At 47.9% G+C, this 16,237-nt stretch carries 14 protein-coding genes; 10 read left to right on the top strand and 4 right to left on the bottom strand.

Translation table 11 applies throughout. The features are described from left to right. Positions 1-18: 18 nt before the first annotated feature. On the bottom strand, positions 19-939 hold the full coding sequence (locus GCE9029_RS07225) for an HDOD domain-containing protein (protein ID WP_062662164.1): 921 nt from the start codon (positions 937-939) through the stop codon (positions 19-21). Between the two features lie 453 nt (positions 940-1,392). Between GCE9029_RS07225 and GCE9029_RS07220 the strand changes: the two genes are divergently transcribed. From GCE9029_RS07220 to GCE9029_RS07205, 4 genes are all read left to right on the top strand, one after another. Then, positions 1,393-1,977 (top strand): TfoX/Sxy family DNA transformation protein, encoded by a 585-nt coding sequence (locus GCE9029_RS07220; protein ID WP_062662162.1) that lies wholly within the window; start codon positions 1,393-1,395, stop codon positions 1,975-1,977. Between the two features lie 110 nt (positions 1,978-2,087). Further along, positions 2,088-3,062 (top strand): DNA-binding transcriptional regulator DsdC, encoded by a 975-nt coding sequence (dsdC, locus tag GCE9029_RS07215; RefSeq protein ID WP_269449269.1) that lies wholly within the window; start codon positions 2,088-2,090, stop codon positions 3,060-3,062. A 271-nt stretch (positions 3,063-3,333) separates the two neighbouring features. Next, a complete protein-coding gene (locus tag GCE9029_RS07210; RefSeq protein ID WP_062662160.1) occupies positions 3,334-3,786 on the top strand; it encodes a TetR/AcrR family transcriptional regulator in 453 nt (150 codons plus the stop codon). Between the two features lie 16 nt (positions 3,787-3,802). Then, on the top strand, positions 3,803-4,180 hold the full coding sequence (locus GCE9029_RS07205) for a hypothetical protein (protein WP_062662158.1): 378 nt from the start codon (positions 3,803-3,805) through the stop codon (positions 4,178-4,180). A 99-nt stretch (positions 4,181-4,279) separates the two neighbouring features. Here the strand turns inward: GCE9029_RS07205 and GCE9029_RS07200 are convergent, their stop codons facing one another. The 3 genes from GCE9029_RS07200 to GCE9029_RS07190 all read right to left on the bottom strand — a co-directional run bounded on the left by GCE9029_RS07200 (position 4,280) and on the right by GCE9029_RS07190 (position 7,455). Further along, a complete protein-coding gene (locus tag GCE9029_RS07200; RefSeq protein ID WP_062662156.1) occupies positions 4,280-4,837 on the bottom strand; it encodes an outer membrane beta-barrel protein in 558 nt (185 codons plus the stop codon). Between the two features lie 165 nt (positions 4,838-5,002). Next, on the bottom strand, positions 5,003-5,503 hold the full coding sequence (locus tag GCE9029_RS07195) for a response regulator (RefSeq protein WP_062662153.1): 501 nt from the start codon (positions 5,501-5,503) through the stop codon (positions 5,003-5,005). After that, positions 5,500-7,455 (bottom strand): ATP-binding protein, encoded by a 1,956-nt coding sequence (locus GCE9029_RS07190; protein WP_062663158.1) that lies wholly within the window; start codon positions 7,453-7,455, stop codon positions 5,500-5,502. Before GCE9029_RS07190 ends, GCE9029_RS07195 begins: the two co-directional genes overlap by 4 nt. A gap of 188 nt (positions 7,456-7,643) precedes the next feature. On the opposite strand from GCE9029_RS07190, the gene GCE9029_RS07185 reads away from it, so the two are divergent. From GCE9029_RS07185 to GCE9029_RS07160, 6 genes are all read left to right on the top strand, one after another. Continuing rightward, on the top strand, positions 7,644-8,957 hold the full coding sequence (locus GCE9029_RS07185) for a DUF945 family protein (RefSeq protein WP_062662151.1): 1,314 nt from the start codon (positions 7,644-7,646) through the stop codon (positions 8,955-8,957). A 244-nt stretch (positions 8,958-9,201) separates the two neighbouring features. Then, a complete protein-coding gene (locus GCE9029_RS07180; protein ID WP_062662149.1) occupies positions 9,202-9,621 on the top strand; it encodes a CBS domain-containing protein in 420 nt (139 codons plus the stop codon). A 120-nt stretch (positions 9,622-9,741) separates the two neighbouring features. Further along, the gene (locus tag GCE9029_RS07175; RefSeq protein ID WP_062662147.1) at positions 9,742-11,217 is read left to right on the top strand and encodes an MATE family efflux transporter; all 1,476 of its coding nucleotides are present in this window, start codon (positions 9,742-9,744) and stop codon (positions 11,215-11,217) included. Between the two features lie 470 nt (positions 11,218-11,687). Further along, entirely contained in the window at positions 11,688-13,103 is a 1,416-nt protein-coding gene (locus GCE9029_RS07170; protein ID WP_062662145.1) for an SLC13 family permease, read from the top strand. Positions 13,104-13,120: 17 nt separating this feature from the next. Beyond that, entirely contained in the window at positions 13,121-13,594 is a 474-nt protein-coding gene (locus tag GCE9029_RS07165; RefSeq protein WP_062662143.1) for a response regulator, read from the top strand. A gap of 78 nt (positions 13,595-13,672) precedes the next feature. After that, a complete protein-coding gene (locus GCE9029_RS07160; RefSeq protein WP_157487782.1) occupies positions 13,673-16,075 on the top strand; it encodes a zinc/cadmium/mercury/lead-transporting ATPase in 2,403 nt (800 codons plus the stop codon). The last annotated feature ends 162 nt before the right edge of the window (positions 16,076-16,237 follow it).

Genomic DNA, 16,237 nt, shown 5'->3' with positions numbered 1-16,237 from the left:
TAAGAAGGAAGGCCAGAATTAAAACCCGCAGTTGTCGATGATATTAGTGAGCTGGTGACGAAAGTCCTTTTCCTCTAGATTGGAGAGTTCGTAAAGAGCCTCTGCGCCAGCCAAAGTAATCTCGACTTCATGTTCGTTGATGTCTTCATCTTTCGCACGGAACATCAATAAGTGGTTGGCCATTTTAGCGATATCCAGGTAGGAAACGTCTTCATTCGCTTTCCTGATACGGCGATTGAGCGACACTTCCACAAAATCCAAGTCAAATCCCCAAGACTTCAAAATGAAACGACTGGCTTCGCGACTCACCGTGAAGAAGACGTGGCTGGCAATTTCAAAATCCAGATAGTGACCTTCTTCGGTGTAGTTGTGAAATGCCTTCACAGCACTGTAGATACCAATGTCAGCAAGCAATCCTATTAGTAGAGACTTTTCGACTTCGAGATGAAGGTTCTCATCATCGTAGCTGCGTACCTTCTGGCACAACAATGCCATTGTGGAGCCAAATTCTCTTGATGCCGTCGCACTTTTTTTCAGTAGGGCGTTACATTCCTTGCTGAAAGGGGAGTTGGTTTTCAACGTTTGGATTGCATGAGCAGTTGCGATGCCCAATACGCGTTGAATACCTAAGCGGGATACCGCCATGTTGATGTCATGACAAGGACGGTTGTTTCTTGGACTGAAAACAGCAGAGTTTGCAGAACGAATCACCGCAGCGGTCAGCGTGGCATCATCCAAAAGCAGTGTCGCGACATCACGGACCGTTGTATTTGGTTGATTGCAGGCTTGTTGGAGTTTGACAACAACGTCTGGGATCGGGGGAAGCTCCAGAGTTCCATCTTTCAGTGAGCGGTAAACCCGCTGAAAAAAATCAGTTTCTATGGCTTTAAGGTATTTGTCGCGGTTGGGGGAGACCCAGAATAACGATAGGTGATCCATCTTTTTAGACTCGAAAGAACGCTGAGTTAATAGTAATTGCCCCGTGTTTTAATTGAAATACATCTGTTGATAAATTTGAACGAAAGGCAATTTATTCCATAGCTTGTACAGGTATTCATGCAGCCTGCTGGTTGACAATCTTATTAGTAGATAAAACGCAAGGTTGGACACCTGGAAGTGCCAGTTTTTGAAGTAAGCTAACGTTTCATTGGAAATCTCGCTGCAAAAAAACGCATCAAATTGCGAGTGTAACTACTCATTTAACATGGTATAAACATAAAAATTACATCCAATAACCGTGACGAATGTTGCAAAAACGCTACAGTTTTCGGTATTGGGTGATCTGGTGCATGGTTTTCTATGCCCTAATGCGTCATCATTAATTCGCGTTGAGAAATTACAATATTTGAACCGAGGAATTGGTTTATTTTTTTGGGGAGAAAGGAGGCACACGTGTTGGAAGTTAAAAGTGGCTTTGTCGAGTACTTGTCGCAATTTGGCGAGACTGAAAAACGTTCAATGTTTGGTGGAACTGGCTTCTTCGTGAGCGGGGCTATGTTCGCACTGGTTAAGGAAGACCGTATCTACCTGCGTGGTGGTAACGACCTAACGCAAAATCTCATTGATAAAGAGTGCAAGAAATTCGTTCACGTTAAGAAAAGCTCCACAGCTATCGTAAACTACTACGACATCACTGATCTGTATGAAGCGGAGGATCAGGGGTTGGACGCTATGGTAAAAAAGTCCGTAGAGAATTCGGTAGCAGAAAAAGAATACCGCGACTCCAAGCTCAACAAGCGCCTGCGCGATTTACCCAACTTGCGTTTGACCATTGAGCGTATGCTTAAAAAATCGGGCGTAGAAGATGTAGATACCTTCTTCTCAATGAGCCCAGAAGAATTGTTCCGTAAAGTGCAGGAAGCACACGGTTACGATGTAGACGTTAAACTGCTTTGGATGTTTGCTGGTGCGCAAAATGGTACGCACTGGACGTTGCTAAGCGAAGAAACCAAACAACAACTACTTCGCGCAATCTAAGATCCTATCTCAATGCTTAAAAAGCCGCTTTATGCGGCTTTTTTAATGTCTGTCATTCTCAGTAATAACGGTCAGCTCTGTTATTTCAGGCGATGAATCCCGCACTTCGAATGGCTAAGTGTACCCACAAGGGGTTTATTGCTAAAGTCTGCTTATCACCCAAAAAGCAAAATAAAACAATGAAATTGCCTCAGCTTTCTTCTTCACTACTCGCCGGATTACACTGCTTTTCAGTAGTGGCTGAAACCATGAGCTTTACTCGAGCAGCGGAGGAACTCCATCTCACCCAAAGCGCGGTGAGTCACAGGATAAAGAAGCTTGAGCAACGTTTGGAAGTGTCACTGTTTGTGAGAAGGCCCCGTCATTTATCTCTGACAAATGAGGGGGAGCAGTTAAAGCTGGTGGTCACGGAGCAGTTCTCTGCAATCAGTTTAAAGCTTCTGGAGCTCAACCGAGCCAAACCTTTTGGTGATTTCATTATTTCTGCGCCGCCAACATTCTCACAAAAATGGTTAGTGCCTAAGCTCTCTCAATTTGCGGAAGCCTTTCCGGATGTGACCTTGCACCTCAGAACCCGAAATGATCTGATAGATTTCAAGGCGGAGGCCTTTGACTGCGCCATCTATTTTGGTCATGGGCGTTATAACGGACTTATCAGTCATCATCTAATGGATGACGCAATTGTGCCTGTCTGCAGCCCTGAATATGCTGAGCGTCACTCGCTATTTGATAATCCGGAGAAGCTTGCTCAGTGTCAGCTGTTGCATGATGCAGCCCCTTGGGCAAGCGCCAGCTTGAGTGATGAGTGGTTATATTGGGCCAACGCGAACGGCTTAGAGCTCAACGGCACCAATCATAGCTTTGACAGGGCAGATCTCGCATTGGATGCTGCCACGTGTGGAATGGGCGTAGCCATTGGCCGCATCGCTTATATTCAGGATTACCTTATGTCCGGCAGATTGGTCGCTCCCGTCGACAGACCTGTTAAGTCTCCCTACAGCTTCTATCTGGTATACAGGGAAGAACATCAGGGGAATGCGAAGATTCTGGCATTTAAACAATGGTTGGAAAGCCAACTTAACTAATCCGCGTCTAACTTCACATAACTTCGTATTCAAGGCTGTATGAATATCCGTTCATCGGCTCGGTAGTTCTCAGCTTTTACTTGAAATGGCTCTGTGGTTTGAGCATAAAGTGACCGTTAAAGGTAAAAAAACAGAGTGAAATCAGGTAACATTTGAGCGAATGAAATGTGAGCTATTTTTAATCGCAATCAATATAAAGCGCGACCAACAGCGCCCGATTGCTGATTTTTACGAAGCGTTATTCGCTGAGTGAGTGGGAATTAAGGGACTAATGGCCAAGAACACCAAAGAGGGCGCTCTGCAGACTGAAGCGCTTATCTATCGAACAATCGTTGATATTTTTATGGAGCAAGGCTGGGACGCGGTGACCTATGGGTCAATCGCCAAGAGGACCGGACTAAGCCGAAGCGGAATTCAACGTGTTGTTCCTACCAAAGAATCGATGGTCACGGCATTTCAGGGACAAGTACTTGCCTATGTCACCAGTCAAATCGATCCTACCGATAACGACACTATTAAGAGAACCTGGATTAAAGCACTTTCAGAAACCAAATTTGCTAACTGTATCCGATACTTGTTGGGTGCAGTAAATGGTGGTGATCAAGGCAAAGAGAAAGTGGCTTACGGCGTTTCCAAGCTGATTGAGCGATATGGACAACCTTTGGTTATTGAGCTCATCGGCCTTTCAGCAATTTATTTGTTAGATATAGAACTCGATAGATAACTTCAGGGGCTAGGTAATGAAAATAACCAAACTGAAAGGATTGGCGGCAAGCGCTTCGGCTCTCGCGCTATTTGCTGGTTGTGCGATCAAACAGGTAGAAGAAGTCACGGTTTATAAAACAAAAGGCGCGGTTCAGTGCGAGTCTTCGGGTATGAGCATCTTCGAGAGTGAAATCCAGCTTCAAAACAGTGGTATTGAAGTCCATTCTTCAAAATGTGGAGTGCTTGAAGGAGTCGGATTCGCCCAAATGTGTGGTGGTAAGACGGGCGATATCCTAGTTCACACCATTAATGCCCGATACGAAAATCTGGCAGAGGCCATGGGCTATAAGCCTGTCTCGACCCTTGTCTCTGCAGATGCTCCTCAGGGCTTTAATGCGGTAGAGTGCCAGTAAAATCAACCGATACAAACGACTAGAATTCGAGCATCCTCAGGTTTCCTGATGATAGAAAAAAGGCCTCTAAATTGAGAGGCCTTTTTTTATGTTCATCGTTTAGAACTTAAAGCGGGTCGTGAACATGAACTGGTCGCCGTAAGCATCATTGAAGCGAAGCTGAGAGCCGATAGAGAACAGTTCAGTCGCGTGGAAACGTGCGTTAACAGAACCGAAAATGTCGTCATCGTCTGAGATAGACAGGTGGCCAATCTCAGCACCTACTTCCAGTTGTGGGCTCAGCCACTGACGTAGACCCAAGTTAACTTCTACACCAAACTCTGTGTCGTGGTTGTATTTGCCGCGCTGCTTCATGGTGCGCAGACCCAGTTCACCATAAACGTCAGCCCAGTTGTTCACTGGCGCATGGAAACCGATAGCAGCAGTGGTATCGAAATCAGATTCGAACTCAGTATCGACTTCGGCACGAATGTGCGCGTTAGGGTGGATGGAAGTGCTGAAACCAACACCGTAAGTGACAGGGCTAATGCCAACGCGAGCTTCGAAGTAGTCGTAACTAAAGTTGCTCATGGTGTTGTCGTTAGCAGCACTTGCAGCAGAGAAGCCAGCAGAAGTTGCGGCCGCCAGCAAAATACCGGCAATCTTGGTTTTGCGCATCAAAAGGGTCTCGTGATGAAAAATATTGTGTGCGTATTCTAATAGAAGTCGCTTTTGCGAAACAACAGCATAGCACCGTTATCTGGTGCTATGACCGTTATTTTGTACTCAAAAGGCTGGAATTTTGACCAGTCGTCACACTGAATGTCAGAAACTATTGATGAATCAGTTATCCGAATAGCTCAAACGGTTGTTACTGATTGCCTCCATAATGCGCTCTGCATCTAGGGCACTGACCCACGGCAACAGATTACTATCATTCTCGATGACGAAAGTGGTGAGTTGGTCGACCACAACCTGTTGTAAGGTATCGCCGCTCCACGGTTTGGCAATAAAGTAGTCTAGACTGGCATTGTTAACAGCCTGCACGGTTTCTTCCAAGCCTGCCTGGCCGGTCAGTAACAGTTTTCTGGCTTTCTGGGTTTCTGGCGAACCGCTGAGTTCAATCAGGAAGTCGACACCCAGATCTTCCGGCATGATGTGGTCACAGAGAATCAATGCGAGCTCCAGGTTGTCTGTATTAGCTTCAGCCAGAATTTCTCTGGCTTCCGCGACAGACTCTGCCGCTTCAATCACGAAATGGCTTTCAAGCGCCGCAATGTCGTTTACCACGCTATCCAGAACATCACGTTCGTCGTCTACACATAAAATAAGGTAATTACTCATTTTTCCTCCATGTATGGCGCGATAAGTGGGGAGTAGGGAAGGGTGACAGTCATCGCTGTGAATTCGCCGGGTGAAGAACTTACGTTAATCGAACCGCCGTGATGCTCAACGATTTGGCGACAAACAGAAAGCCCAATACCAAGCCCAAAATGGCCTTCGCGCTTGGTGGTGTAGTTCAGTTCGAAGACCTTGTCTTTGATCGCATCAGGGATGCCGACACCATTGTCTTTCACAGTAACTTTGACTGCTTTTCGGCTGCGATAAACGGTTTCACGGGTTCTCACTTCAATTTCACCGTGCTGCCCAACAGCATCCAGCGCATTGGAAATCAGATTGGTCCAAACTTGCTGAAGCGCGATGGGTTTACAACGGATAAGTCGAAGCTCGCCATAATCTTTCACCAGTGTGATCCGCTTAATCTGGTTTTCAAACATCACCAGCGTGTCTTCAATGCCTTCATGAATGTCGACTTCATGCATGGTTTCGTCATCCTGACGGGCATAGGTTTTCAGGCTTTTCACCATATCGGCGATACGTCTGGCACACACATTGGTCGAGCGGAGCAAGCTCCCGGCTTGGTAGAACATGTCCCATTGGTTAAGCGTGTGCTGGAACTCGCCCCCCAAAGCTTTAGTCCAGAAAGCGACATCATCAGGTTTGTCCAAGCCCATATTGACGGCTTTTCTGGCGAGATTCCGATTACCCAAAAGCGGTTCAACATCTTTGGAAAGCTTACGGGCATCAGCAGTAGACATCGGGCGCGAGAGCAAAGCGTCTGCCATGATTTGATTGGCTTTTTCACGCGCTTGCGTATTGAGCTCGACGTTTATCAAGGTGCCGATATTGTCGCGTAGTGTTTCACTGTTTCGCAAAATCGCTGAAACCGGATTGTTCAGCTCATGGGCAACGCCAGCGACCAGTTGCCCAAGCATCGCCATCTTTTCTTTCTCGATAAGCTGCTTGTGCGCCAATTCGAGTGATTGGAGCGTTTGCTGCAGTTTTACCTCAGTTGTAATGCTCCGTTTCAAACGACGGTTAAAGTGACGGAGCAGGTAATTCGAAAACAGTGGAAGTAAGTCATTTCGCGCCTGCATCACCTGAGAAAAGAGGTTTCTGTTGAGCTTCAACACCTTGGTAGGCTTAAGAGTAATACCCGTTGAGAAGGAAACATCTCCAGTCACGAAAGACATTCCGCCAATCAAGCTGCCCTGGCCTAGCCTTGCGACTTCATGCGAAGCCCCGGTTTCATCGCGCTTTAGCAGGGCGACTTCTCCTTCCACAACAAACCAAAGGAACGAGTTAGGTTTGTCTTCATGGGTGAGAATGTGGTCTTCGCTATAGAGCCTGCTGACGTCGTGCTCGCTGTTTTGGCTAAAATACTCGGAAATACCGTCAATCAGTTGCTTCGAAAGTTCCTCGTCTGACACACCAAGTGATGATTCGATAAAGCCATTTCGGTAAGTCGCGAGCTTCTTTTCAATGTGAGCATCAAGAAGCCGACGTTGGTCCAGCGTGTTGCAGTAGCGCAGTAAGTCATCTGTATTGAACTCCAGAACGAATTGGGTCAGTTCTTTTTTGGCGAGTTCTCTTATTTCATTCTCCGCCCAAGGTTTTGTCAGGCAGTAATTCAAACGCCCTTCATTAACAGCTTGCATGATTTTTTCCAAATCAGGCTGGTCGTTAAGAAGTACGGTTCTGGCGCCATGAGAGGCTGGGTGATTATCAATGTTTATCAGAAGGGTAATTCCTTCGTCTTCACCTAAAGTATGGTCGCAAATAAAAAGGGAAACGCGCCGCTCTTCGCGATGAAGTTGCTCCAAAATCTCGCTTGCTGAGGCTGCGTTATCGGCGCAGATAAGATCGAAGGTTTCACTGAAACCAGACAATTCGCGTTCAATGCGCGCTAAAACAGAAGGGTCGTCGTCCAGACAAAGGATGACATTGGAATTCATGCGCTTACCGTAAATCGACATTTTTTGTGAGTGTATCTTGTTGAGCGTCTTCAAGCTGAGAAGAACGCTGCAAACTGACACATATTTTAAGAAAACATCGTCACCGAATAGGGTTATGAGAACCAATGGGTTACACTCAGATTCGAATAATCATCAAGGTTAAACAACCCTAGTCAGTTGGAGTGAAAATGATATTTGGAAAATATGCGGCAGTGGCAGGCGCGGTAGCGATTGCTGTGTTGTGGCCGTTCGCGACAGGACAAATCGGTCAATCCCAGTATGAAGCTGAGATTGAAAAAGCGAAGTCACCTTATCTGGCCATTGAAAATGTTTCTTATGATCGTGGCTACTTGTCGTCAGACGTTGTGACCAAATTTTCGCTGACTGGCTCAACCAAAGCGCTATATGAAGAAGAAGGTTTACCGACGTCATTCACAGTGTTGAGCGAAGTAGGGCACGGTTTCCTCAGCATCAGCTCAATTTCCACACTTGAAATGACACCTGAAGTGAAGACACTGTCAGAAGTGCTTTGGCCGTCGGGTGAATCTCCAATCACTCTGGTGAGTGAAACCTCCATTTTTGGTGATACTCAGTTCGACCTCACTGTTCGTGCGATGAACGGTGGTGATGAAGAAGTGACCATCACCAGCTCTCCGGCAAATGTATCCGGTACTGCTGATAAAGATGGCAACATGATTTATCAACTGGAAATGCCTTCTGTTGAACTTTCTGGCGTAGAGGGTGAGAAGTTCACTTTCAGCGAGATTACGGGCTCTGGACAAGGCAAAATGGTTGATGAAATGTGGGTTGGCCAGCAGCTCATGAATGTAAAGACCACGAGCTTGACCGATGTGACAGGCATGGCGGCAACCGTCACCAATCTTGGCATTAACGTTCAGAACGAAATGGACGCCACCAATGGTGACGTGACGACTGCAAAGCCAGAAGAGCTGCGTATTACCAGCAAAAATACCATTTCATTCCAGAAACTTGATGTGCCTGAAACCATGGTTTTGGATAACTTCAAGCTGGGCGTGAACTTCAAAGACCTGGATTACACCGCCATGATGGCGCTGGCAGAAAAAGCTGATAGCTTGAATGCAGAGCCAACAGACGAAGAGATGATGCAACTGGCCACTTATTTGGATGGATTAGTAGAAAGCGGCATGACTTTCGAGCTGAAGCCACTGGAAGTGGATACTCCTGAAGGCCGTGTAGATGCGAAGTTTGATTTAACGGTAGAGCCAGGCCTTGGCAGCGTGACCCAGAATTTTGGTGCATTGATGTCAAAACTGAAGGGCAATCTGCTGGTGAATGTACCTGCTGCCTATGTGCATGGTGTGCCTGCTGTCTCTGCATCACTGAGCAATCTTGAACCGTATGGTTTTATCAGTGAAGGTGAAAACGGCGTAACACTTGAAGCAAAAATTGAAGGTGACCAAGCAGTATCGCCAACCGGTGAGCGCATTCCAATTGGTCTTCTGATGATGATGTTTATGTAACCATAAGCGTCTTGATTTACTGAAAGCCGACGATTATTCGTCGGCTTTTTTGTAATGACTTTGGTGCCGATTCGCTCTTTCATTTGTGACAAAGCATAAAAATACCTTCGTGATAACTAGTAATTTTTCCAGCTTGGTCAACACTGTTAGGAAGTAAGCGCGGAGATTTATCCCTGTCAAAAGGTCAACGGACCTTAAGGGAGATAGACCCTTATAACATCTCATACAAAAGCAAGGGGGATGCATGGAATCGATTAAAGTAAAAGATTACATGAACAAGCGACCTGTTACGTTCAGCTCTTCCATGCCACTTTCCAGGGCATTGGAGAAAATGCTCAGTGCCAACCAGACGGGTGGACCCGTCGTTGACGACAGAAATAAAGTGGTTGGATTCCTTTCCGAACAGGATTTGATTCACAAGCTGCTTAAGGCTGGCTATCACTGCCAAGACAGCCACAACGTCGCAGACTGTATGCACAGTGATGTGAAGGCGGTTTTGCCAGATGACAGCATTATTCGTTTAGCGGAAGAAATGCTGCCTGCGAAACCAAAGGTCTATCCAGTGATTGACGAAGACGAAAGGTTGGTGGGCGTTATCTCTCGCCGAGATATTTTGCGTGCTATAGCGACTCAGATTGACGACTGTTTCCACCATCCAGTTTAATCATTCGAACAAATTGAACGTGTTGTATCAAAGAAGGTGCTTGAGGCACCTTTTTTTCATGGCATCATAGTCTGTTAGCTCTAAAACAGCGATAAAACCATAAAGAAAACAGGACTTTTCATGCCAAACCAATCTCAGGCCAAGTTTGTTAATGGCTCCATTATGCGCCACATCACCGTGATGTCGACATCCGGTGCAGTGGGTCTGATGGCGCTGTTTTTAGTCGACTTGGCTGACATGTTTTTCATCAGCTTACTCGGACAAGTCGAGCTCGCCGCTGCCGTTGGCTTTGCCGGTACCATCATCTTTTTCTCAACATCAGTTTCTATTGGTACCTCCATCGCTATGGGCGCTTTAGTTAGCCGGGCGCTTGGAGCGGGTCAGCGCGAAGAAGCGCGGAAAATCACAGGCAGTGTCATGGTATTTGCTGCCTTGGTCAGCATTCTCACGGCCGGTGTTATTCTGGCTTTCCTTGATCCCATCCTTGCATCCATTGGTGCAGAGGGAGAAGCGGCTGAGAAAGCCAGCGACTTCCTCTGGATTTTGCTTCCGGGTGCGCCATTGATGGCTATGGGTATGGCTGGTGGTGCAGCGTTAAGAGGAGTGGGAGATGCTAAGCGTTCCATGTCAGCAACTTTGGCTGCCGGTGCTGCCAACGCTGTGTTAGACCCTATCTTTATCTTTGCCTTGTCTATGGGCGTGGAAGGCGCAGCAACCGCTTCCTTGATATCTCGCTTCGTCATGTTTGGTGTGGCGTTTCAGGCGGTGCATCGTAAGCATGACCTGGTCACCATGCCGACGTTGGAAGATTTAAAAACGCACTTCAAAGCTATCACCAACATTGCTGGCCCAGCGATCATCACTAATACCGCAACGCCGATCGGGAACGCGATTGTGACTGCGCAAATCGCGAAATTTGGTGCAGATTACGTAGCGGGTTATGCGGTGATGGGGCGTTTATTACCCGTGTCATTTGCGTTGATATTCTCGCTGTCAGGGGCAGTGGGCCCGATCCTTGGACAGAACTACGGTGCGCTTCGGTTTGATCGGGTTCGATTGACCCTGAGTGACTCGGTGAAATTCGTGACTGCGTACTGTGTAGGTGTTGCGATCATTCTTTACTTTTCTCAGGGGCTTATCATTGATGCGTTCAGTCTGAATGGCGATGCTGCCTCTATGGTTGCACTGTTCTGTACCTACATCGCGATCACTTTCATCTTCAATGGCACATTGTTTGTCTCTAATGCCGCGTTTAACAATCTAAACCGCCCAACATGGTCGACCATGCTCAATGTCGGCAAGGCGACACTGGGTACGATTCCGTTTGTGTATATTGGTGGTCAACATGCAGGTGCAGAAGGTGTGCTGATCGGTCAGGCTGTGGGTTCGGTGCTGTTCGGTATTGCGGGCTACTTCCTCGTTCAACGCCTGATCAACCAATTGGCAGATGACCATGAAGAGAAAGAAGAGGATATCGTTCCTGTCGAACCGAATGTTCCGGCGGCAGGGCTGACAAGCTGTCGAGAGATGATGGCGGAAGATGCTGATGAGTTGCTATCGGACGAGGACATCTCGAAGAACACACCACGCTCTTAGATAAAACGATGACTTTGCTAAAGGACGCCACTGAGCGTCCTTTTTTTATTTGAAAATTTGGGTATACAGACCATTGAAAATACACCGCATTTTATTGATCTAATTCAGTAACTCCGAACGGTATTGCGCGCAATATATTAGGGGCTGTTGACCTTTGGTGATGATTTTTGCAGCAGTTTGTGGCGGCTTTATTCAAGGCAGAGGCTTCGATGTGTAGCTTGTCTACATGAGAAGCTGATAACGCAGAAGAAAGCCGCCAAAAACGCTGCCCGCAGAGTTCTGCCAAAAGCGTTTTACGCTTTGTTAAGGTGTATTTGCTTAGAATGCTAGGCGGCAAACACCTCGGCGCACCTAAAACGCTTTTGGCTAGAACAAGAATTAACCACCATAGGTTAACAGCCCCTAAGTTGCCCACGGATTCGGCAGGTTTCGAAGTGGGCGTTTTAGCTTTTAAGGGACTACAAGCGATTATGCGCATTCAGGCGAAATACATACTTCCAATTCTTATCCCCTTGCTGGTGTTGATTCTTCCCGCGTCAGCATTTCCATTTGAAACCCTAACTGTGATGCAGCAGCGTGCGATTGCTCTGTTTTTGCTGGCAGCACTGTGTTGGGTATTAGAACCCATTCCAATCTATGCCACTTCGGTGGTGGTGATTGTACTGGAACTGCTGTTTCTCTCGGACAAAGGGCTAATCTGGTTTCGTAGCAATGCAGGAAGCGCAGAGTTCGGCGACTTGCTGCAATACAACACCATCATGGCGACGTTTGCGAGCCCTATTATCATGCTGTTTTTGGGTGGATTCTTCCTTGCCATGGCAGCGACCAAATATCGTTTAGACATCAACCTTGCGCGCGTCTTACTGAAGCCTTTTGGGAACAGGCCACAAATGGTGATGGCGGGTTTGATGATGATCACCGCCATCTTCTCCATGTTCATGTCCAACACGGCAACAACCGCCATGATGCTGGCGATTCTGACGCCAATCCTTGCGGTATTTAAGCCAAATGATCCGGGAAAAATTGCATTTGCGCTCTCCATTCCAGTGGCGGCAAACATTGGTGGCATCGGCACCCCAATCGGTACGCCACCAAACGCCATTGCCCTGAAATATCTGACGGGGGATAACCTCATCACTTTTGGCGAGTGGATGGCATTTGGTGTGCCGTTTGTCATCGTCATGCTTTTGCTGGCGTGGGTGTTACTTTGTTTCCTGTTCCCGTCGGATGAAAACCAAATCTCCCTTTCAATCAAAGGACGCTTCCTGAAAACGCCGAAAGCTATCACCGTATACGTGACCTTTGCGGTTACTGTGCTTCTATGGTTGATGGGCTCAAGCCATGGCATGAACTCTTACACTGTTGCGTTGATACCTGTCGCTGTCTTCTCTATGACAGGCATCATCAATAAAGAAGATCTGAAAAAGGTTTCCTGGGATGTGCTCTGGCTGGTGTCAGGTGGTTTTGCATTGGGTCTCGCGCTGGATAAAACCGGACTGGCGGCGCTACTGGTGAACAGCATTCCATTTGAAAACTACGCGCCGGAAATTGTGCTCCTTGGCGCAGCAGCACTGTGCTTGCTGATGGCGAATTTTATGTCTCACACAGCAACGGCAAACTTGCTCATGCCGATCATGGCAGCGCTGGGTGTTTCTATGGTTTCACTTTCGCCACTTGGCGGTGAAACCACATTGATCCTTGTTGTGACGTTTGCAGCTTCACTGGGCATGTCTTTGCCAATCAGTACACCGCCGAATGCATTAGCGCATGCGACGGGTCATGTAAGTAGCAACCAAATGGCAAAAGTGGGTGTTATCTTGGGCGTGGTTGGTGTCGCGCTCAGTTTTGTGATGGTTTGGATACTCCGAATGGTCGAGTTCCTATAACGATAAGAGGGAAACAGATGGAAAAAGTAAACATCATTTGCGTTGATGATCAGCGTGAAGTGCTGAGTGCGGTGCTGAAAGATCTCTCTCCTCTGGCAACCGCATTTCATATTGAAGATTGTGAGTCTGCGGATGAAGCTTTGGAACTGATTGATGAACTGGACGCAGAAGGCGAGCACGTTGCATTGATCATCTCCGACCACGTGATGCCTGAGAAAACTGGTGTGGAGCTGTTAACTGAAGTGTCGCTCGATCCCCGTTTTCGTTTTACCCGCAAAGTGTTGCTGACGGGGCAGGCCACCCATGCTGACACCATTGAAGCCATCAACAGTGCCAGTATCGAACGTTATTTCGAAAAACCGTGGGATGCTGAAGCGCTGCTCAGTTCGGCAAAACGGCTGGTGACACAGTATGTTTTTGACGCGGGGCTGGACTACCGCGAGTTCCCTGATGTGCTGGATACACAGGTTGTATTAGATAGATTGAAGTAATATCACAGGTTTTGGTTGACCTTGGAGTAGGCTCCAAGGTTTACACTGAATATGAAAATTGGTTAAGGAGATAAACCTATGTGCCATTCATGTCATTCAGTGAAATGCCAAAACCCCGTGCAACACAGCACTAAACCTGAATCTAAGCTCGATACGTGCTGTTCGTCAGCGACGGTGAGCGAAACCAGCTGCTCGACGACAGAGGTGACGGACGGAGATACTGACGATCCGGCGCCCAAAGGCTGTTGCAGCAGTCAAACATGCAGCAGCCAATCGCAACATTCTACTAGCCCTTCTGAACCAACGCCTTCAGCGGACAGCCTCCAGTGGCGTGTCACCAACATGGACTGTCCAAGCTGTGCCAATAAGCTCGAAACCGCGCTTAAAGGCATCGGTGGTGTTGAATCTGCACAAGTCCGTTTTGCGACCGAAAAGCTCATCGTCACCCTTAACCAAGCTGACAGCGATTCGCTGAAAGCTCAGATTGAAGCTAAGGCCGCAAAAACAGGTTTTCCGTTGCTTGACGTCACAGGAAGTAAACCGCCCGAAACGGAATCTGGCTGGCTCGCCACCCTGAAAAAAGACGGATTACTAATCTCACTCATCGCGGTGATGACATTTGCTGCGGTGTTGTCTCAGTGGATGCCAGACGCTGGCTCTGCGTTGTTCACACTGGCGACAGTGATCGGTCTTATCCCAATTGTGAAGAAAGCCATCACCCTTGGACGCTCTGGCTCGCCGTTCTCAATTGAAACCCTGATGTCAATTGCCGCGTTCGGTGCTCTTTATCTTGGTGAAACTATTGAAGCCGCCATGGTGTTAGTCCTGTTCCTGATTGGCGAACGCTTGGAAGGCTACGCTTCTGCAAAAGCGCGTGCAGGCATTCAAGCACTGATGGCATTGGTGCCCGAAACGGTGACCCGCATATTTGAAGATGGCAGAAAAGAGTCTGTCTCCGTGTCGTCTTTGCAGCCGGGACACATCATCGAAATCGCACCAGGGGGCAGATTGCCAGCCGATGCGCACTTGAAAAGTGACATTGCAGCCTTTGATATGAGTGCCCTGACAGGAGAGTCCATTCCCGTAGAAAAACAGCAAGGCGAAAAGGTTCTTGCCGGCTCGTTAGCTGTCGATCGTCTGGTTTCTTTGGAAGTCGTGTCAAAACAAGGCGAAAGTGCCATCGACCGCATTCTGAATTTGATTGAAGATGCAGAGTCACGTCGCGCGCCTGTAGAAAGATTTATCGACCGATTCAGCCGCTGGTACACGCCACTGATGATTGTGCTCGCCGCGCTGGTGGTGGTGATTCCACCGATGATGTTCGGTGAAAGTTGGGATACGTGGATTTATCGCGGTTTGGCGCTGTTGCTGATTGCCTGCCCTTGTGCGTTGGTCATTTCCACGCCTGCGGCGATGACATCTGGTCTCGCGACGGCAGCGAGGCAAGGAGCGCTCATCAAAGGCGGCGCTGCGCTTGAAGCCCTGAGTAAAGTGGAATGGGTAGCTTTTGATAAAACAGGCACGCTGACAGAAGGTAAACCGGTTGTTACCGATGTACTGAGCTGGGAAAGCGATGAAAACGTGCTTCTGGCCCAAGCCGCAGCGGTAGAGCAAGGCTCTCATCATCCATTGGCAAAAGCCGTGATTGAAGCAGCCAACGCAAGAGGGGTGGCCACTCTTACCGCTGACAATGTTCTCGCAACGGCAGGTAAAGGTGTTTCGGGTGAAGTGGATGGTAAGCACATTGAAGTGCTGGCTCTCGACAAATTAGATGAGCATTACTTAGTCGGTAGCGATCGACAAAAAGCCGCACAACAGATTGCAGACCAAGGCAAAACCGTCGCGATTGTGTTTGTCGACGGTATTGCCAGCGGTGCATTGGCGTGGCGCGATGAATTGAGGGCAACCGCCAAAACAACAGTGAATGCGCTGAACAATGTAGGTGTGCGCTCTGTGATGCTAACCGGGGACAACCCTCATGCTGCTGCCGGATTGGCAGAAAGTTTGAACATGGAGTTCAGGGCGGGATTGATGCCGGAAGGCAAAGTCGATGCTATCCATGAAATTGCGCTAAAACACCGCGTGGCGATGGTCGGAGATGGTATTAACGACGCACCCGCTATGAAGTCAGCTACCATCGGTATTGCTATGGGCGGCGGTACTGATGTGGCGCTGGAAACTGCCGACATTGCACTGAGTCAGAACCGTATTGAACAAATCCCAGCTGTGATAGCACTATCCCGCGCTACGATGCGCAACGTTCGACAAAACGTTGCATTGGCGGTGGGATTAAAAGCGTTGTTTTTGGTGACCAGTGTGCTCGGTTTTACGGGGTTATGGGTTGCGGTACTCGCTGACAGCGGAGCAACGGCCATCGTGACGCTAAACGCATTGAGACTGCTGCGGTTCAAAGACAAAGGCAACGTTGGAGGTAGCAACGATAGTGTCGGTGAAACTTACCGCGGTCTTAAATCTGTTTAAGTGATATGTATCACCAATAAATGCAATGTAATGAAATGAAATTTCCATTGAGGTGATTCTCGTCACGTTAATATTCTCCATTGGCAGTATGGTGGGAGCATAGATTTTTGCTCCCGCTAAGAGGAGCTTTTGTTATCACTGATATCGGTTTTAAAAACGTTG

Origin of the sequence: Grimontia celer (genome assembly GCF_900055185.1) — a bacterium.
In the GTDB taxonomy this organism is placed as follows: domain Bacteria; phylum Pseudomonadota; class Gammaproteobacteria; order Enterobacterales; family Vibrionaceae; genus Enterovibrio; species Enterovibrio celer.
Note: the sequence above shows the minus strand (reverse complement) of the source record. Positions and strands in the feature narration are given on the sequence as shown.